Origin of the sequence: Streptacidiphilus pinicola, assembly GCF_003258295.1 — a bacterium.
GTDB classification, from domain to species: Bacteria; Actinomycetota; Actinomycetes; order Streptomycetales; family Streptomycetaceae; genus Streptacidiphilus; species Streptacidiphilus pinicola.
On the sequence record NZ_QKYN01000051.1, the window covers coordinates 14,852 to 33,980 of the forward strand.

Annotated in this window: 12 protein-coding genes; all 12 read left to right on the forward strand. The window is 70.5% G+C overall.

The genetic code is table 11. The features are described from left to right. Positions 1–224 precede the first annotated feature (224 nt). The 12 genes from DN069_RS13385 (at position 225) to DN069_RS13440 (ending at position 19,129) form a co-directional block, all read left to right on the forward strand. Positions 225–3,662 carry a non-ribosomal peptide synthetase gene (locus tag DN069_RS13385; RefSeq protein WP_133259912.1) on the forward strand — a complete coding sequence of 1,146 codons (3,438 nt, stop codon included), beginning with the start codon at positions 225–227 and terminating at the stop codon, positions 3,660–3,662. Beyond that, on the forward strand, positions 3,659–5,299 hold the full coding sequence (locus DN069_RS13390; RefSeq protein WP_111501175.1) for an amino acid adenylation domain-containing protein: 1,641 nt from the start codon (positions 3,659–3,661) through the stop codon (positions 5,297–5,299). The genes DN069_RS13385 and DN069_RS13390 overlap by 4 nt, the downstream gene beginning before the upstream one ends. Positions 5,300–5,307: 8 nt before the next feature. After that, positions 5,308–6,549, forward strand: a complete 1,242-nt coding sequence (locus DN069_RS13395; protein ID WP_111501176.1) for an MFS transporter — start codon at positions 5,308–5,310, stop codon at positions 6,547–6,549. Between the two features lie 4 nt (positions 6,550–6,553). Next, positions 6,554–9,520 (forward strand): type I polyketide synthase, encoded by a 2,967-nt coding sequence (locus tag DN069_RS13400; protein WP_111501177.1) that lies wholly within the window; start codon positions 6,554–6,556, stop codon positions 9,518–9,520. A gap of 44 nt (positions 9,521–9,564) precedes the next feature. Beyond that, positions 9,565–10,278, forward strand: a complete 714-nt coding sequence (locus DN069_RS13405; RefSeq protein WP_165845490.1) for a hypothetical protein — start codon at positions 9,565–9,567, stop codon at positions 10,276–10,278. 278 nt (positions 10,279–10,556) lie between these two features. Then, positions 10,557–12,158, forward strand: coding sequence for a condensation domain-containing protein (locus DN069_RS13410; RefSeq protein ID WP_165845491.1), 1,602 nt, complete (start codon positions 10,557–10,559; stop codon positions 12,156–12,158). A 93-nt stretch (positions 12,159–12,251) separates the two neighbouring features. Further along, positions 12,252–14,048 (forward strand): asparagine synthase (glutamine-hydrolyzing), encoded by a 1,797-nt coding sequence (gene asnB / locus DN069_RS13415; RefSeq protein WP_111501180.1) that lies wholly within the window; start codon positions 12,252–12,254, stop codon positions 14,046–14,048. Positions 14,049–14,084: 36 nt separating this feature from the next. After that, positions 14,085–14,990: an aminotransferase class IV gene (locus tag DN069_RS13420; RefSeq protein WP_111501181.1), complete on the forward strand. Its 906-nt coding sequence runs from the start codon at positions 14,085–14,087 to the stop codon at positions 14,988–14,990. Between the two features lie 38 nt (positions 14,991–15,028). Next, on the forward strand, positions 15,029–16,000 hold the full coding sequence (locus DN069_RS13425; protein WP_111501182.1) for a TauD/TfdA dioxygenase family protein: 972 nt from the start codon (positions 15,029–15,031) through the stop codon (positions 15,998–16,000). A 5-nt stretch (positions 16,001–16,005) separates the two neighbouring features. After that, positions 16,006–17,277 (forward strand): ATP-grasp domain-containing protein, encoded by a 1,272-nt coding sequence (locus DN069_RS13430; protein WP_111501183.1) that lies wholly within the window; start codon positions 16,006–16,008, stop codon positions 17,275–17,277. Beyond that, a complete protein-coding gene (locus DN069_RS13435; RefSeq protein ID WP_207892146.1) occupies positions 17,274–18,212 on the forward strand; it encodes a peptidase in 939 nt (312 codons plus the stop codon). The genes DN069_RS13430 and DN069_RS13435 overlap by 4 nt, the downstream gene beginning before the upstream one ends. Further along, positions 18,209–19,129, forward strand: coding sequence for an AEC family transporter (locus DN069_RS13440; RefSeq protein ID WP_111501184.1), 921 nt, complete (start codon positions 18,209–18,211; stop codon positions 19,127–19,129). The genes DN069_RS13435 and DN069_RS13440 overlap by 4 nt, the downstream gene beginning before the upstream one ends.

Genomic DNA, 19,129 nt, shown 5'->3' on the forward strand with positions numbered 1-19,129 from the left:
CACACTCGCACCCCAGGCTGGTTTGGTCGAGTTGTCCGATATCCGCCCGGATTGCGGGGCGCCAATAGACCTTGACTCGAATCCATGATCGTCAATATGTTCGCTCGAAATCGTTTGGATCGCGAGCTGGCACGGTCCGGTTCGGTTACTGCTCGGTAATAAGCACCGCGCACGTACCGACGGTGTGGCGATGCGTTTGCGGATTCTGAGGAAGGTAAGCGACAGTGCGGTCGAGTCCACCTCAAGCAGTAGCTGCAATAGATTTTTGTGCACTGTTCACTTTGGCTGCTGACAGTCTTGGTCTCGTCTGCGACGATCCCCGCAGCGAGTTCGGCACCAAGTCGTTCGCGGAACTCGGCGGGACATCGCTGCGCGCCGTCGATCTGATGGCGAAGGCGGAGGCGGCCGGTGCCCGCCTCGAACTGTCCGATCTGCTCGGGGAACGCCCGTTGGCCGAGGCGCTGGAGAGCGCGCAGGCCGTGATTCGGCAGCCGCTTGCCGCGCAGCACGAGTCGGTGGGGCCGGACGAGCGGGTGAGGCCCTGCACGTCGCGCGAAGCCTCGATGCTGATCAGCGAGCAGATGGGTGCCGGCACCGGATGGCACCTTCTGTTCAGCGCGGACATCCGTGGCGGCCTCGACCATCAGCGGCTTCACTCCGCTCTGCAGGCGCTGACCGACCGTCATCCGGCGCTGCGCACCGTCTTCTCGCCGGAGCAGATGACGGCCAGAGTGGTCCGAAACCACCGGGTCCGGCTGCTGACCTGTGATCTCGACCTCCCGGGCGACGATGCCGTCGGCGCGGTGAACGCCATGGTCGGCCAGAGTTCCGCGCGGCTGCTCGACCCGTTCGTGCGGCCGCCCGTGGCCTTCCAGCTGACCCGGGTGTCGCCGGAACGGCACGTGCTGAGCATGCTGATCCACCACGCGGTCGCGGACGGCTGGAGTGTCGGAGTCCTCTGGAAGGAGCTCTTCGATCGCTACGCCGCCGGTTCCGACGAGTCGGTGGGCGAGGCGGCCGTCGTGCCCGCCGTGGTCGCGTCGTACGAGGACGTGATCGAGCGAAGGGTTCCCGAGCTCAAGGGCGTCCCGACGGTTCTGGAACTCGGCGGCGATCTGGAGCGGCCGGAGGTCTTCGACTACCGGGGACTGCGGCTGCCGTTCCGGCTCCGTGCGGACGAGGTGGAGGGCTGCGAGCGGCTGGCGAGCTCCCTCGGGGTCACCCGCAACGCCGTGCTGCTGGCGGCGTGGTCGCTGACCCTCGCCAGGCAGGCGAGCGTCGACGACCTGCTCCTGGGCCTGACCTGGGCCGGACGGATCTCGGAGGCGGAACGCGGGCTGGTCGGCCTGCTGACCGACGTGCTGCCGATCCGGTGCGCCGTGGACGGCGACATCGCCACAGCGGAGTTCGTGCAGCGGATCGCCCGGGAGATGCGTTCCGCGCTGTCCGCGCGCAAGGCGCCGTTCGAGGAGATCGCGAAGACCCTCGGGGCGGACTACGACGCCACGCGCAACACGCTCGTGCAGTTCGCCTTCGCCGCCCATGACGAGCTCGTCTCCGAGCAGATGTCGCTGCCGGATCTCGACGTGACGATCCACGAGGGCCACTGCCTCGGCACCGTCTTCGACTCGGTGCTCTACGTGCGTCGTTGGGGCGACGACGCGGAACTCTGCCTCGAGTACGCGACGTCCGTCGTCGCGCCCGGCGAGGCGGCGCACCTGGTGTCCGGATTCCGTGAGGTGCTGCGCGGGTTCGTCTCCCGCTCGGAGCACGGCACGCGCATCGGCGAGCTGTCCGCCGGTCACGAGGGTGCCTCGCAGTGGGATCCGCGTCGACAGTCCGCGCGGGCACAGGTCCAGGAGGAGGCCGGCCTCGCCGGACTCTGGCAGATGTTCGAGTCCATGGCGGCGAGCCGACCGGACGAGCCCGCGTTCGCCGAGTCGGCACGGGGAACCCTGACCTACCGTCAGATAGCGGCCGCCGCAGTCGCGCAGTCCGAAGCGCTGCGTGCCGCAGGGGTCGCCGAAGGCGACCATGTCGTGCTGGCGCTGCCGTACTCCGCCCAGGAGTTGGTGGCGGTGCTCGCGGTGCTGCGCCTCGGTGCCGCCTATATCGGCCTCGACCACGCGGCCGGCGCCGCGCATATCGCGCACGTGCAGCAGATCGCCCGCCCGGTCCTCGCGATCGCTCCGCAGCCCCGTGCCAAGGAGCTTGAGCACGACGGCCTCTCCGCTCCGGTGCTCGAACCGGTCGACCCCTGGAATCCGCCCGTGCCCGCGGTCGTGGGTGCGGCGGCCGCGCCGGATCCCGACCGGATCGCCTATGTCGCCTTCACCTCCGGCTCGACGGGCCGGCCGAAGGCCGTTCGGGTGCCGCATCGCGGCGTCCTCCGCCTGGTCCACGACACCGACGTCGTCCGGCCGAACGCTCTGCGGCGCTTCCTCCGCGTGGCCCCGATCTCCTTCGACGCCTCCACCCTGGAGCTGTTCGCGCCGCTCGCGGCCGGCGGGTGCATCGTGGCCTTCCCCGAGCCGTACCCGGTCCCGACGGTGCTGGCCCGCTTCATCGAGCAGGAGCGGATCTCCGGCCTCTGGCTGACCGCCGGGTTGTTCCGTCTGGTCGCCGAGCATGCGCCGACGGCCTTCCGGGGTGTCGACCAGCTGCTGACCGGCGGCGACGTCGTCCCGTCCGGGCAGGTGCGCCGGGTGCTCGAAGCATGCCCGGGGCTGCGGGTGACGAACGGCTACGGGCCGACCGAGAACACCACCTTCACCACGGTCCATCACGTCGACGACACGACCGCCGTGCCCGCGCGCCTTCCCATCGGCGCCCCGGTCGCCGGAACCACGGTGATCGTCGTCGACCGTGCGCTGCGCGCCGTTCCGGAAGGCGCGGCCGGTGAACTCCTCACGGGCGGTGCGGGTCTGGCCGTCGACTACCTCGGCGATGCCGAGGAGACCCGCCGCCGGTTCGTCGAGCTCGAGGACGGACAGCGGTACTACCGCACCGGCGACGTGGTCCGGTGGGGCGCGGACGGCACCTTGAGGTTCCTCGGCAGGGTCGACCGGCAGGTGAAGATCCGCGGATTCCGCATCGAACTGGAGGCGGTCGAGGCCGCCCTGCGGGCCGCACCCGGAGTGCTGGACGCCGGAGCCTACGCGACGGCCGAGCAGGCGGGTGAGTCGCGCATTCTCGTCGGTGTGGCCGGCGGCGACTCCCACCTGGACCTGGACGCGCTGCGCGACTTCGTCGCGGCCCGCCTGCCGGCGTACGCGATGCCCTCCCTCTGGGCGGTCACGGACGCGCTGCCGGTGACCCGCAACGGAAAGGTCGACGTCCAGGCGCTCCTGGCGAAGGCGACGAACCGTGCGGAGGAGCCTCGCGCCGCGGCGCGGCCCCAGGACTCCGCGGAGTCGGGGATGACGGCCGAGGAGATCGAGGACGTGATCGCCGGGATCTGGGAGGACGTCCTCGGGAGCACGGACTTCGGCTACGAGGACCGCTTCTTCGACGTCGGGGGCGACTCGCTCCGCGTTCCCCAGGTGCGACGCGCTCTGCTCAGCGCCTTCCCCGGCTGCGCGATCCAGATGGTCGAAATGTTCAACAGGCCCACCATCGCGCAGTTGGCCGTGCTGATCGAAGGCAGGCTCGCGGCCTCATGACCACCCAGGACACGGTGATGGCGGATCAAGACCCTTTCCCGACCGAGGCGTTCGAGTGCGGTCCCGAGCCGATCGAGGACGGCCGCACGCTGCGCGACCTGCTCCTCGAGGCGTTCGACACCCATGCCGACCAGCCGGCGCTGGCCGACGGGTCCGTCTCGCTCAGCTACGCCGGACTCGCGCAGCACGCCGGCCTGCTGGCGGCGGACCTGCGGCGGGCGGGAGTCGGCCCGGACCGCGTCGTCGCCGTCGTCGCGGACCGCTCGGTGACGATGGCCGTGGCCATCGCGGGGGTGCTCCTTGCCGGAGGCGCGTATCTCCCGGTGGATCCCACGTGGCCTGGTGCGCGCATCAAGCAGGTGCTCGACGACGCCGAGCCGACAGCGATCCTCTGCGACGACCCGTCAGCGGTGGCTGCCGCCCTCGACGGGGCGCAGGGCGGGCCCGTGCTCCTGGACCTGGCGCAGTGGGCGAAGGCGCCGACCGGGGCGCAACCCGCGGCGGGGACCGGACAGGCCCAGTCCGACCTCGACTTGGCCTACGTCATCTACACCTCCGGCTCCACGGGCAGCCCGAAGGGTGCCGGGGTGCCGCATCGCGGGATCGTGAACCGGCTGCGGTGGATGCAGGAGCAGTTCCGCATCGGCCCCGGGGACTGCGTGCTGCAGAAGACGCCGTACACCTTCGACGTCTCCGTCTGGGAGTTCCTGTGGCCGCTGTTGACGGGCGCACGCCTGTTCATGGCCGCGCCGGGCGGGCATCGCGATCCCGGATACCTGGCGGACACGATCAGGCGCGAGCGGGTGACGATCGTTCACTTCGTCCCGTCGATGCTCGACCTGTTCCTGGCCGAGGTGGAACCGGGCTCGCTGCCCGCGCTGCGTCACGTGATCGCCAGCGGGGAGGCGTTGAGCCCCGCGCTGGCCAACAGGTTCACCGCGGCCCACGGCGGCGGGTTGCACAACCTCTACGGACCGACGGAGGCCTCCGTCGACGTCAGCTTCTGGAGCTGCGAGCGCCCGGAGACCGGACGGAGCGTGCCGATCGGCCGGCCCATCCGCGGGGTGCGGTTGACCGTGCGCGACGAGCACGGCCGTCGCGTGCCGGCGGGTGCGATCGGCGAGCTCTACATCGGGGGAGTGTGCCTGGCCCGGGAGTACCTCAACAGGCCCGAACTGACCACCCGCAGCTTCGTCGTGGGGTTGGACGGCACGCAGGACCGGTACTACCGAACCGGTGATCTCGCGAGCTGGACCCAGGACGGCCTGCTCGAGTACCACGGACGCACCGACCACCAGGTCAAACTGCACGGGCAGCGGATCGAGCTCGGCGAGATCGAGGCGGTTGCGGGGGAGCACCCCGCCGTGCGCATGGCCGCGGCCGTGGTCCGCCCCGACGCGCGTGGGCTGGCCCGACTCCTGCTGTACGTCAGCCCCGCGCTGGACCAGCAGACCTCCGGCGAGCTGCGCGGGTTCCTGAGGCAGCGGCTGCCCGAGAACTACCTGCCGTCGCTGATCACCTCGCTCGACCGCCTGCCGTTGACGTCCAGTGGCAAGTGCGACAGAAAGGCGCTGCCCGAGCCGACGCAGGGCGGACCGGGGCGCGGGGCGGGACGCCGGGCGGCGGTCCGCAGGTGAGCCAGGACATGGACACGAGGAGCACGGTCGCGCGCCTGAAGGCCGCACTGCCGCCACCCGGGCCGATACGGGTGCTCAAGACCAACGTCCTGATCTCCTCGACGGGTTACGGCCTCTACACCGCCGGCAGCGTCATCTTCCTGGTGAAGGTGGCGAGGATACCCGAGGCCACGGTCGGTCTCGGGCTCTCCCTGGCGGGACTCCTAGCCGTGCTGCTCGCCGTCCACCTCGGCAAGGTCGCGGACCGACTCGGCGCCCGCGACGCGGCGATCGGCTTCAACGCCCTCCTGGTCGTCTTCCTGACGGCCCTGGTCTTCGTGCGCAGCTCGGCCGTCTTCGTCGTGCTGGCCGGCGCCATCGGGATCGCGGAGTCGGGCGGCATGATCTCGCGCAGTGCCCTGGTGGGCAAGCTCGTCCCCAAGGAGGCCAGAGTCGCCCTTTCCGCGGCGAACCGGGTGCTGACGAACATCGGGTTCTCGCTGGGCACCCTGCTCGCCGGTCTCGCCATCGGCGTCAACACGACCGCCTCGTACACCAGCCTCGTGCTCGGCATGGCCCTCGCGTCGCTGCTCACCGCCCTCACCAGCCTGAGGCTGCCCCGCGACGCGCGCAGCCGGCACAGCGGTGAGACGGCGAAACGCCGCGACAAGTACGACCTGCCCTATGTGGCGGTCTCGGTGGTCAGCGGACTGACGTTGATCGGGAACACCATCCTCACCGTCGGCCTGCCGTTGTGGGTCATCACCGACACTGGCGTGCCGCACGAGGTCGCCGCGTGGATGATCATCGGCAACACCGTGCTGGTGATCCTGTTGCAGGTCAAGGTGTCGAAGGGGGCGGACACGGTCCGGGGCGCCCGCCGGATGCAGCGGCTCGCCTTCCTGGCCCTCATCGCCGCCTCCGCACTGGCCAGCGTGACCTACCACCTGGGTGCGGTGCTGGGGACGGTGCTGATCGTCTGCGACGTCATGCTGCTCACCCTGGCCGAGCTCTGGGGGGAAAGCGCCAGCTGGTCCTTCCGCTTCGGGCTCGCCGACGCCAGGAAGCAGGGCGCGTACGCCGGGATGTTCCAGATGGGCAGCTCGATCGCGGCGGTCGTCGGTCCCACCGCGGTGACGTACTTCGTGGCGCGATTCGTCCCCGAGGGGTGGTTCGTCCTGGCGCTCGTCTTCGCGGTCGGACTCGCCCTCAACGGCCCCGTGATCGCGTGGGCCGAACGCACGCGCCCGGAAGCACAACGAACGGAGTAGGACGATGACGGTACGTGCGGACGGCCACGACTCGGTGGCGGTGATCGGCTTCGCAGGGAGATTTCCGCAGGCGGACTCCGTGCCCCGGTTGTGGGACGCCCTGCTCCAGGGCCGGGAGCTGATCACCCACTACGACCGCGACCAGCTTGCCGCCCTCGGGGCGCCGGAGGCGGTCCTCGGCGACGAGCAGTTCGTCGGCGCCTTCGGCGCGCTGGACGACATCGAGTCCTTCGACGCCGACCTCTTCGGCTACTCCCGCAGGGAGGCCGAACTGACGGACCCGCAACAGCGCCTCCTTCTCGAATGCGCCTGGCATGCGCTGGACGACGCCGGGTACGGCGGCTTCCACGGGGACTGCGCGGTCTTCGCCAGCACGAGTGTCAGCGGATACCTGCTGCGCCACGTCCTCGGGAACGCGGCGGAGTGGGCGGGCGCCGACCAACTGCAACTGGTGCTGGGCAACGAGAAGGACCACGCGTCGACGCGCATCGCCTACAAACTCGACCTGACCGGCCCGGCCCTGACGGTGCAGACGGCCTGTTCCAGCTCGCTGGTGGCCGTGCACCTGGCCACGCAGTCCATCCTGAACGGCGAATGCGACCTCGCCCTCGCGGGCGCCGCGACCGTGCAACTGCCCGAGGTGCCCGGCTACCAGTTCAGCAAGCACGGGATCTTCTCGCCGGACGGACACTGCCGGCCTTTCGACGAGTCCGCCCACGGCACCGTTCCGGCGAACGGCGTGGCCATGGTCGTGCTCAAGCGCACCGACCGGGCCATCGCCGACGGCGACACCGTGCACGCCGTCATCCGGGGTTCGGCGCTCAACAACGACGGCGCACGCAAGATGGGCTACAGCGCGCCCAGCCACGACGGACAGGTGGCGGTCATCTCCGCGGCCCTGCGCGCCGCCGACGTCGATCCGGCCACGATCGGCTACGTCGAGGCGCACGGTACCGGGACCGAGGTCGGCGACGTCATCGAGCTGGCGGCACTGACCGAGGCGTACCGGCGCCACACCGACGCGTCGGGGTACTGCAAGATCGGGAGCCTCAAGGGCAACGCCGGTCACCTCGACGCGGCCGCCGGGGTCTCGTCCCTCATCAAGACCGTGCTCGCCGTGCGCGAAGGCGTCATCCCCGCCTCCATCAACTGCGACGTTCCGCATCCGGGCTTCGACTGGGCGAACAGCCCGTTCACCGTGAACACCGAGTCCTCGCCCTGGGAGGCGGCGACCGGACCGCGCCGGGCCGCGGTCAGCGGGTTCGGCATGGGCGGCACCAACGTCCACGTCATCGTCGAGCAGGCTCCCGAGTCGGCGAGCCGGCCGGAACCCCGGGCAGCCGGCGGTCCGCGTCTGGTACCCGTGTCGGGTCACACCCAGGAGGCCGTGGAGGCACTGTCCGCCGACTTGGCGGGTCGGCTCGAAGAGGGCACCGTGGACGCCGGTGACATGGCGCACACCCTCGCCCACGGCCGGAGGACGCTGCGCTGGCGCAGCGCGGTGACCGGCTCCACCAGCGCGGAGATCGCCGAGCGCCTGCGCGGCAGCCGACCTCGTCTGGTGCCCAAGAAGGCGGCGCTCACGATGCTGTTCCCCGGGCAGGGGCAGCACTACCCGGGCATGGCGGCGAACCTCTACGAGGCGTTCGACACCTTCCGCGAGGTCTTCGACGAGTGCACGAAGGCCGCCGATCCGCTGGCCGGTCCGACGCTGCGCGAGACGCTGCTGGGCACTGCGGACCCCGGTGTCGCCGAGGCCGCCATGGCGAGCACGCGCTTCGCGCAACCCGCGCTCTTCATCGTGGAGTACGCGCTCGCACGCCAGCTTCGGTCCTGGGGCGTGCACCCCAGGTATCTCGTCGGCCACAGCATCGGGGAGTTCGCGGCGGCCTGCCTCGCCGAAGTGATGAGTCCTCAGGACGCCGTCGCCCTGGTCTGCGCACGCGGACGGCTCATGGACGCGACCACGCGGGCGGGCATGCTCGCGGTGCGGACCTCCGAGGCCGCCTGTGAGGCGCTGCTCCCACCGACGTTGACCATTGCGGCGGTCAACGGCCCGAGCGCCGTGGTGGTCGCCGGGGCGGACGACGACCTGGACTCCTTCGCGGCGGACCTCGCGCGCCAGGGGATCACCACGAGGCGGCTGTCGGTCGAACGCGCCTTCCACAGCCCGTTCATGGACCCGGTGCTCGACGAGTTCCGCGAGATCGCCGAGGGGTTCCGCTACCGCAAGCCCCGCCTGCGGGTCATCTCCACGCTGACCGGTGCGCCGGTCCGCGAGTACTCGGCGGACTACTGGGTGCGCCAGCTCCGGCAGCGGGTCCGGTTCGCCGAGGCCGCGGCCCACGCGGTCGCGGCGCAGAACCCCGTGCTCCTGGAGGTGGGTCCGGGAGCGGCGCTGACCGGTGCCGTGCAGTCCTTCGCGACCGACGCCCGGCCGAGCGCCGTGCTCACCATGCCTCAGCCTGGTCGTCAGCACGAGGCGCCGACCGCCCTGCTCGAGGCGGCGGGCGTGCTGTGGGAGTCGGGAGTCGACCTCGACCTGGGAGCGCTTGGCGCCGCACCAGGGCGCCGGGTCCCGCTTCCTGCCTATCCCTTCAGCCGTGAACGCCACTGGCTCGACGCCCGGCCGAGCGTGCCACAGCCCGCGGTCCCCGAGCCGACGCGTGCGGCGGACGAGGGACCCAAGGCGCCGGCACCGCAGGCCGACCGGCACGAGCCTGATGTCCTGGGGCGGGTCGTCCAGATCTGGCAGCGGCTGCTCGGGGCCGGCGATCTGGGCCCGGACTCGGACTTCTTCGAGCTAGGAGGCGACTCGCTGACGGCCGTGCGCCTGCTCGCCGCCCTCAACCGCGACCTCGGCGTCACCCTCGACCTCACCGACGTGCTCGAGGAGCGCACGATCGCGCGACAGGCAACCGCCATTCGACAGCTGCTGGACTCACCCTCTGCACGGACGGAAGACCATTGAACTCACCAGCAAACACCCAAGCCGCAGTTCCCGATGTGTCGCTCGTGGTGGACTTCAAGGAGTTCTCCGCGAAGACGACTCTCTTCGCGGCCCTTTCCGCCGCGTACCCCGATCGGCCGCTGCACCGCATCGACGCCGTGGCGGCCGTCAGCCGCTTCGGAACGGAGCTCCAGGAGGTCGCGGCACGCTGTGTCGACGAGCTCGTGGCAGAGGACCGGGCACCGGAGGTGGTCTTCGGCTATTGCAGTGCCGCCGGTCTGGCCCTGCACATCGCCGCCGGACTCGAAGCGCGCGGCCTGCGCCGACCGCCGGTGATTCTCGTCGAACCGAGCTGGCTGACGCCGGAACTGGTCCGGCGGGATGTCGACGCGCTGTCCGGGTCGGAATTCGGGACGTATCAGGGACCGGCCGATCTTTCGTCGATCATGCCCGAACTGCGCGGTCCGCTGGAACGGAAACTCCGCGACGAGGGTGTCGACGAGGAGGAAATCGACCTCTGCGTCGACATCATGGCGGAGCGTCTCCGTGCTTGGTTCACGTTCCTTGTGGCTGCCGAAAGCGCGGACGTGCCGACGGAGGTGATTCCCGTGGGCGTGATGCTCGCGGACGACGGAGCGCGTTTCCCGCATCCGGCCTGGCCCGAGGGGTCGGTGCGGATCGAGTACCTGGCCGGTCGGAGCGGCGAACTACTGGGCCGGCTCGAATCCATGGAGACGCTTGAACTCCTGTGGCAGCGCGCTTGCGCAATTCCGCGTTGACCCCGGTCGACCCTTCTCGCAAAAGTCTTGACACGCGGGCAACGGAGTGATTTTGTTGTCCGCGTACGTGCAGTGCACACACGGGAGCAACTACCTTTGCTCGACCGAGTGTTGAGGCAAATTCTGCACGGTCCATTCGTGTCCGATCCGACCGATGGGCTTTTCCCGCAGGATGTGATGACCAGGCGAACATCCACCGCATGGTCTCGACCAGCAACGACAACGCGACGGCCAGGCCTACCGGTACGACCCGCCGCCCAGGGAGGACCGACCCACCCATGCTCGATCGCGACCTTTCGCGCCGCGCCGCACCAGCTGACGAGGTACTGGCCGCGGCATGGTGCTCCTCCCTCGGCGTACCGGAAGCCCGGCCGGGAGACAACTTCTTCGAGCTCGGCGGTGACTCGATCACCGCCATCAAGCTCGTCGCCAAGCTGCGGGCCGGCGGTCTCGCCCTGCGTCTCCAGGACGTCCTCGACCACCCGACCTTCGCCGACCTGGCGTCGGCGCTCGACGGGCGGGCGGTGGAGGTGGAGGCGGTGAAGCCCGCGGTCGCCGTCCCGTCGACGACCGCGGACGGGTCCGAGCCGACGGGTGCCGTGCGGCGCGTCCCGCTGGTACCGGTCCAGGCCAGGTTCCTGGAGGACGACCGTCTTGCGCCGGACTACCACAACACCGACGCGGTCCTCGAGCTCCCCGCCGGCGTCACCGTGGCGCAGGTGTCCGACGCCCTGTCAGTTCTTGTGCGCCGACACGGCGTTCTCGCCGTCAGGTTCGACGGCACGGGCGCGGAGCGCACCCAGGAGTTCGGCCACCCCTTCGATCCGGCCACCGTCCTCGAGGTGCACGAGGCGAGCCCGGAGGACGCCGAGACGATCGAGCGGATCGGCACGGTCGCCCAGGAGGGGCTGAGCCTCGCGGACGGCCGGGTGTTCGCGGCACGCATCCTCACCCACGACGGCACACCCTGGGCGCTCGCCCTGATCCTCCACCACCTGGTGGGCGACATGCTGAGCTGGAGCGTCATCGCCTCCGAGCTCGGCTACCTGCTCAGTGGGGACGCGGCTGCGCTGCCCCCGGCCACCGCCTACGCGGACTGGGCCGCCTACCTCGCGGACCGGACCGCCGCCGGAGCCTTCGACGAGCACCTGGCCTACTGGCGCGCCCGGCCCTGGTCCGCGGCCACGGGTATGCGCACCCTGACGGAGCATCCGGACCGCAGGCTCGGCGGCCTGCGCCGGCACCGTTCCTCGGTCGAACTCGGCGACGCCGCGGCCTTCCGCCGGCTGACCGTCGAGCTCGGCGGCAACGCGATCGTCGTGGGCGCGGTCAACTACGCCTTGAACGCCGTCTACCGGGCGAGGACGACGATCGTCGACGTCGTGGTCAACGGCCGCGACCAGATCCTCGACGGCCCCGACCTGAGCCGCACGGTCGGCATGCTGGCCGAATTCGCGCCGGTCGTCACCGAGTTGGGCGAGGCCACGGATCCGGTCGCGATCGTGCGCGCCACCGCCGCGCAGATGCGGGCCGTGCCCGCCCCGTTCATCGCCTTCGGCGCCCTGCGCGAGCTCGCGGCCGAGCCGCAGGTCCGGCAGGAGCTGCGTGGGCTGCCGGCGGCGGACATCTACGTCAACTACCGAGGGGCGCCCCTCGGGGGTGAGACGCCCGGTGCGCTCAACGGGCTCGGCTACTCGCTCGGGCCCTTCCAGTCTCCCAAGGAGCAACAGGCGTATCCGGTGCGCCTCATGGTCGACCTCGACGGCACCGTGATCAAGTCCCTGTGGAAGTACTCCGCCACGGAGCTCGACGAAGCCGAGATGGAGGCCGTGATCGAGGCCTTCAACCGCGCCATCCGGGAACTCGTCGCCCACTGCTGACCTGCGGACAACCCCTCTGCGCACGGCGACAGGTCGCGCCGAGCGTCACCCCGGCATGCCTTCGGTCCGTCACAGAAAGTATGGCCCATCACCATGTGCAGAATTTATGGCCACTTCGGTGGTCCGCCGATCGCCTCGGACGCGCTGCGCGCCGTCGGACACGCGATGCTGCACGGCGGACCCGACGCCCAGACACTGTGGACGGGTGCGGAAGGCGCCCTCGGCAACAACCGCCTGGCGATCCAGGGCGTCGCCGACGGGGACCAGCCGTTCGTCTCCGCGGACAGCGTGTGCGTCTTCAACGGCGAGATCTACAACCACCGTGCCCTGCGCGCCGAACTCGTCGCGGCCGGTCGGCGTATCGACGGGGACTGCGACGGCAACATCCTGCTTCCCCTGTACGAGCTCTACGGCGACGCCTTCGTCGACCGGCTCGAGGGCATGTACGCCATCGCGATCATCGACCGGCGCGAGCGCGTGCTCAAGCTGTTCTCCGACCCCACCGGCATGAAGTCGCTCTACTACTTCGTGTCGCCGGACGGCCGGCGGCTCGCCTTCGCCCAGGAGCTGCAGGCGCTCTCGAAGTACCCCGGCTTCCCGTCGGCCCTGGATCCCCTGGCCCTGGACCGGTACCTCGGGGGCAAGGCCGTGTGGGGGCCGGAGACGGTCTATCAGGACGTCAGGACCCTGCCTCCCGGTACCGTGCTGCGCTTCTCCGAGGCCGGCGTCAAGGTCGAGTCCCGCGAGCCCGTCGCGGCAGTGATCGACTGGCCCGAAGGCGGGCCGGACCTCGGTCATGCCGCGGGCATGCTCGACACCATGCTCCAGGACGAGCTGACCCGCATGCTGGCGGCGGACGTGCCGGTGTGCGTGATCACCAGCGGGGGGCTCGACTCCAGCTACATCACGGCCCTGGCCCGCCGACGCGTGCCCGACCTCGCCTCCTTCAACATCGCCTACGCCGGGAACTGGCCCGCGGACGAGCGCGCGTTCGCCCGCGAGGTGGCCGCGCACTGCGGCACCCGCCACCATCAGGTCGAGATCCACCCCGACACGTTCCCGGGCCTGGTGGAGCGTTTCGTCCGCCATCTCGACCAGCCGAACAACGCGCCGCACAGTCTCAGCACCTTCGCCATCTTCGAGGCGATCCACGAGGCGGGATTCAAGGTCGCGCTCACCGGGGACGGCGCGGACGAGCTGTTCGCCGGCTACGCCAGGTACGCGAGCGCGGCCGCCGACGAGGCTCCCGGCTGGGAGCGGCGTTACCAGGACACGATGTCCGCCGTCGGCACGGATCTGCTCGGGCGCCTGTACACCCCCGCGTACCGCGCCGAACTGGACCGCAACGGCGGCCTGTTCGCCGATCGCAGCGGCAAGGACCTGGCCGAGCGCGTGCGCACGGCGCCCGGGAACAAGCTCGAGACCCTGCTGAGGTACGACCAGTACGCGCGGTTCCCCTACTACATCCTGCGGCGGGTCGACCACCTGAGCATGGCGCACTCGGTCGAGGCACGGATCCCGTTCCTGCAGCCCCGGATCGTCGAGTTCGCCCACGCGCTCCCGGCCGCGCTCAAGGTCGTGGACAGCAAGGTCAAGGCGCCGGTCGTCGAGGCCGCGCGGCCCTGGCTGCCCAGCAGCGTCATCGAACGACCCAAGCAGCCCTTCACCTTGCCCATCACGGCGATGATCAGGCCGGGCGAGGCCCTGCACGAGCTCGTCGGTGACGTGCTGCTGGCCTCCGACCGCCGCTGTGCGGACCTCATCGAGCAGCGCGAGATCGAGGAGCTCTTCCGGCTGCAGAGCGCGCAGCCGACCGCGTGGGCCGCCGAGGCCCTGTGGTCCGTGCTCATGGTCGAACTGTGGCTGTCCGCCCGCGGCCTGACGCTCTGACGCCCTGACGCCCGGAATCCAAGAGGAGTGAGAACCATGGTTCCCTTTGACCAGCGAAGCGGCCACATCTGGTACGACGGTGCGCTCGTCGACTGGGCCGACGCCACCCTGCACGTGCTCACCCACGGCCTGCACTACGCGAGCAGCGTCTTCGAGGGGCTGCGCGTCTACGACGGTGTCCCGTTCATGATCCGCGAACACCTCGCCCGGCTCGCCGCGTCCGCGCGGATCCTCGACTTCGAGGTCCCGTTCCCCGAGCAGGAGCTCTACGAGGCGACGCTCGAGGTGGTCGGCAAGGCGGGCATCGTCGACGGCTACATCCGGATGAACGCGTGGCGCGGCTCCGAGGTCATCCAGACCGCCGCCCTGCACACCTCGGTGCACGCGTCCATCGCGGCCTGGGAGACCCCGGCCGGCTACTACTCCGCGGCCGACGCGCTGCAGACCGGTATCTCCCTCCAGACCGCGCGCTACCGCCGGCCGAGCGCGGACAGCGCGCCGATCAAGAGCAAGGCCGCGGGCAACTACATGATCGGCACCGTCTGCAAGAACGAGGCCCTCCGCGCGGGCTTCGACGACGCGCTGCTCCTCGACACGGACGGCCTGATCGCCGAGTCCACCGGTGCGCACGTCTTCTTCGTCCGCGACGGAGCGCTGCACACGCCGACCACGCGCGCCACGATCGACGGCATCACCCGCGCGTGCGTGCTCGCCATCGCCGAGCACCTCGGCATCCCCTGTGTCGTCGGCGACCTCGAGCCCGCGTTCGTGGCGAGCGCGGACTCCGCCTTCATCTGCGGAACCGCCCTCGAACTGCTGCCGGTGGCCCGCATCGACGAGCATTCCTACGCACCGGGCGAGCACGAGGTCTTCACGCAGCTGCTCGCCGAATACCGCGAGCTGACCCGGGGCCGCAGCGCGGTCACCGTGGCACGTCCCTGAGCCTTCACCATCTCGACGCAGAGAACAGGATCCGCACCATGACCGCAGTGATCGAGAACACTGTCGCAGAACTGGACGTCCGACGCGTCGCCGGACGCATCGGCGCCGAGATCCACGGCCTCGACCTGACCGCCGAGCTCGACGACCCGACGATCGCCGCGATCCGGCGAGCGGTGCTCACGCACCGCGTGGTGTTCTTCCGCGGCCCCGACCTCGGCCACCAGGCCCATGTCGCCTTCGGCCGCCGCTTCGGCGAGTTGACCCGCCGCGCCGGCAAGAAGCACGGCGTGCACCCCGAGGGCTTTCCCGAGATCCTCACCGTCGACCCGAAGGCCGACGTCGAGCGCTACGGCGCGGACTTCGAGGAGCACTACCGGCGCAAGTGGGTCTCGCCCCTGGCGGGCTGGCACAGCGACCTGACCCAGATGGTCAACCCGCCGGCCCTGTCGATCCTCCGCGCCGAGACCACACCGCCCTTCGGCGGTGACACGCAGTGGACGAACACGGTGGACGCCTACGAGGGGCTCGCCGCGCCGCTGCGCGCCCTCGTCGACACGCTGCACGCGGAGCACGCCTTCTTCACCGGCGTGCACCTGCGGCACAGCGACGAGCGGGACCGCGAGATTCTGCGCCTCTACTGCGACCAGCCCGAGGCGGCCGTGCACCCCGTCGTGCGCGTGCACCCGGAGACGGGGGAGAAGGCGCTGTTCGTGAGCCCCGGCTCGACGACGCGCATCATCGGCTTCACCGAGGTGGAGAGCCGGCACCTGCTCGAGCTGCTCTACCAGCACATGACCAGCGCCGAGTACACCGTGCGCTTCCGCTGGGAGCCGGGCAGCATCGCGATGTGGGACAACCGGTCGACCTGCCACTTCGCGCCGACGGACTTCGCGCATCTCCCGGACACCGACCGGCGCATGCACCGGGTCACCGTGCTCGGCGACAGCCCGCTGGGCCCGGACGGCTTCCGCTCCGAACTCGTCAGCGGCGAGCCCATGCGGGCCTGGTGACCCGGATGCCGCAACAGACGGGGAAACACGTCGTCTTCGTGACCTGGAAGACGGGCAACGCGCCCGCCTTCGCGGCGGCCCAGCGGCTCGGGCACCACGTCACCCTCATCCGTTCCCTGGAGATGGAACGCCTTCAGGGACTGGACTTCGAGACCTCGCCGTACGGCGCGAGCGTCGACGAGGTCCACTGCCTCCAGGACGCCGGCGACCTCGACGCGCTGCGCGTCTGCGTCGGACGGATCCACCAGGCACGTCCGATCGCCGGCTTCGTCGCGTCGACGGACGCGTTCGTGATCCCGGTGGCCCAGGTCGCCGCGGAGCTCGGCATCCCGTTCACCGACGCCGCCGCCGCGCGCACGGCGAAGCAGAAGTCCCGCTGCCGGGACGCGCTGGCCGCAGCCGGTGTCGAGGACACGGCGCACGCCGTGGTGAAGGACCTCGATGAGGCGCTCCGGTTCGCCGCCCTCGCGGGCTACCCGCTCGTCCTCAAGCCGGAGATGGCCTCGGCGAGCGAGGGCGCGTTCGTCCTGGCGGACGAGGCGGCCCTGCGCGAGGCCATGGCCGGCGTTGCGGAACACGCCGACCTCTACCGGCACGGAGTGCTGCTCGAGGAGTACCTGAGCGGCACCTTCCTGTCCGCGGAGATCGGGCTCAGCCGCGGCCGGGTGCTCCGCCTGGCCGTCAGCGAGCGCAAGACCTGGGACGGACACGAGCCGCTCGAGATCGGCACGACCATTCCGGCCGCGATCAGCGACGGGCAGTACGAGGCCGTCATGGACTTCGCCGAACGCGTGATCAAGGCGGTGGATTTGCGCCTCGGCATCTTCCACGTCGAGGTCATGCTCGGGGCGGACGGCGTGCCGCGGCTGATCGAGCTCAACCCCCGGGTGATGGGCTCGTGCCTGCCCAACCTGTTCTGCCTGGCGAGCGGTGTCGACTTCTTCGAACTGCTGGTGCGCGTGTACCTCGACGAGCAGCTCGACCTCGGGCCGATCGACTTCACGCACTACGCCACCGTGCGCTGGTTCGGGGCGGCGGACCGCGAGCCCACCCCGGCGGAACTCCCCGATCTCGGCTGGACCGAGGAGTACCGCCCGGCCCTGCAGTCGCTGCATCTCGCCTTCCCCGACACCCCGACGCTCGAACCGCACCGCGGCAACCTCGGGGCCTTCGGCGAGGTGCAGGTCCGGCACGCGGACTACCAGGCTTCCATCGACATCGCCACGCACGTCGTCGACCGCGTGGCCTCCCAACTCGGCATGGAGGTGACGAGGTGAGCGACACGCTGTACGGCGAATCGCGCAAGCAGCTCAGCGCGCTCGGACTGCCTACCGGTGACAGCTCCGAATTTGACTCGGAGCGCACCTTTCCCGACGGCGGGCACTACCGCATCGAGGTGCCGACGATCAATTCCGCGGCGGCCGCGCGCCGGGTGCTCAGCGAGTGCCGCAGCCAGGGGATCCGCGTCAACCGGATCACCGAGACGCTCGGTATGTTCCGGCACACCTCGCGGGAGATCCGCGAGTACGTGGAGCTCGGGCAGGAGTACGACGCGCAGATCCTCATGTCGGTCGGCCCGCGCGCCAACTACGACATCGGCGGCAGCGTCCAGACGACGGAGGGCGCGCGCGTCGGCTACCGGCTGCGCGGGCAGGAACAGATCGTGCGCGCGCTCGAGGACGTCAGACGTGCCGTCGACCTCGGGGTCCGCGGCTTCGTCGTCTACGACGAGGGCCTGTTGTGGGTGCTCGGCCGGCTGCGCAGGTCCGGCTCGCTGCCCGAGGACGTGCACCTGAAGGTCTCGGCGCACTGCGGACACGGCAACGGAGCCTCGGCCCAGCTGCTGGAGATGCTCGGCGCGGACAGCTTCAATCCCGTCAGGGACCTGACGCTGCCGATGGTGGGCGCCATCCGGGCGGCGATCGGGATTCCGATCGACGTGCACGTGGACAACCCCCGGCTGTCCGGGGGCTTCGTGCGCACCTACGACGCGCCCGAGTTCGTCCGGATCGCCGCGCCGGTCTTCCTCAAGACGGGCAACAGCGCCCTCGAAGGCCACGGCTCGGTACCCAGTTCGCAGCAGATCGACGCCGTCGTCGCCCAGGTCGAGATCCTCGCGGAGTTCCTCGACCGACACGGATCCGGGCTTCGCCAGTCGGAGCCGACCGCATTCCACAGCAGCACCGGCACGGACGAAAGCACACACGGGTGAATCTGCTCAACGCCTTCATCCCGATCTGGGCGCTCACCGCCGTGGGCTACGCGGCGCGTCGGCGCGGCCTGCTCGGCGAGAGCGCCGCGGGGGTGCTCGGCAGGTACGTGTTCCACCTCGCCATGCCGCCCGCGCTCTTCCTCACCCTGAGCAAGACACCGCTGTCGAGTTTCGACGTGCGGGCCCTGGTCGCCTTCGGGGTGAGCACGGGTGTCACGCTCGGCGTGGGCTGGTTCGCGGCCGGGCGCCTGTTCGGCCGCAAACAGGGCGAGCGGCCCATCTGGGGCATGGCGGCCGGGTACGTGAACTCGGCGAACCTCGGCATCCCGATCGCCCTGCAGGTGCTGCACAGCGTCTCCTTCCTCGCCGAGGTGGTGCTGCTGCAGGTGCTCGTGGTCACGCCGATCATCCTGATCGCCCTGGACCGGCACGGTGACGCCTCGGGCACCGTGCGCCTGCGCAGGATTCTGACCCTGCCCGTGCGCAACCCGGTCATCCTCGGCTCCGCGCTCGGCGTGGTCTGGTCGGTCGGGCACTGGCACGTGCCGGCCGAGGTGTCGAACTGCCTGGGCCTGCTGTCGGGTTCGGCCGTCCCGGTCGCGCTGGTCGCACTCGGCGCCTCGCTCCACGGCGAGGCACGGGCGTCGGCGGCGGGGCGCGAGATCGGGGTGCTCACGGCACTGAAACTGGTGCTGCAGCCCGTCATCGCCTTCGCGGTGGGCGAGCTGCTCCACCTCTCGCACGCGCAGTTGCTCGCGGTCGTCGTGTGCGCGGGCCTGCCGACGGCGCAGAACACGTTCATCTTCGCCCAGGAGTACGGGGTGGGTGAGGCCCTGGCGAACCGCGCCGTCATCGTCACCACGACCTGCTCGCTCGCCACACTCGCCACGGTGGCCGCCCTGCTCGGGAACCACTAG

Bases quoted from the DNA above. Each gene is read 5' to 3' on its own strand.
- DN069_RS13425 (WP_111501182.1), top strand. From the start codon at position 15,029: ATGACCGCAGTGATCGAGAACACTGTCGCAGAACTGGACGTCCGACGC.
- DN069_RS13400 (WP_111501177.1), top strand. From the start codon at position 6,554: ATGACGGTACGTGCGGACGGCCACGACTCGGTGGCGGTGATCGGCTTC.
- DN069_RS13430 (WP_111501183.1), top strand. From the start codon at position 16,006: ATGCCGCAACAGACGGGGAAACACGTCGTCTTCGTGACCTGGAAGACG.
- DN069_RS13420 (WP_111501181.1), top strand. From the start codon at position 14,085: ATGGTTCCCTTTGACCAGCGAAGCGGCCACATCTGGTACGACGGTGCG.
- DN069_RS13410 (WP_165845491.1), top strand. From the start codon at position 10,557: ATGCTCGATCGCGACCTTTCGCGCCGCGCCGCACCAGCTGACGAGGTA.
- DN069_RS13395 (WP_111501176.1), top strand. From the start codon at position 5,308: ATGGACACGAGGAGCACGGTCGCGCGCCTGAAGGCCGCACTGCCGCCA.
- asnB (WP_111501180.1), top strand. From the start codon at position 12,252: ATGTGCAGAATTTATGGCCACTTCGGTGGTCCGCCGATCGCCTCGGAC.
- DN069_RS13390 (WP_111501175.1), top strand. From the start codon at position 3,659: ATGACCACCCAGGACACGGTGATGGCGGATCAAGACCCTTTCCCGACC.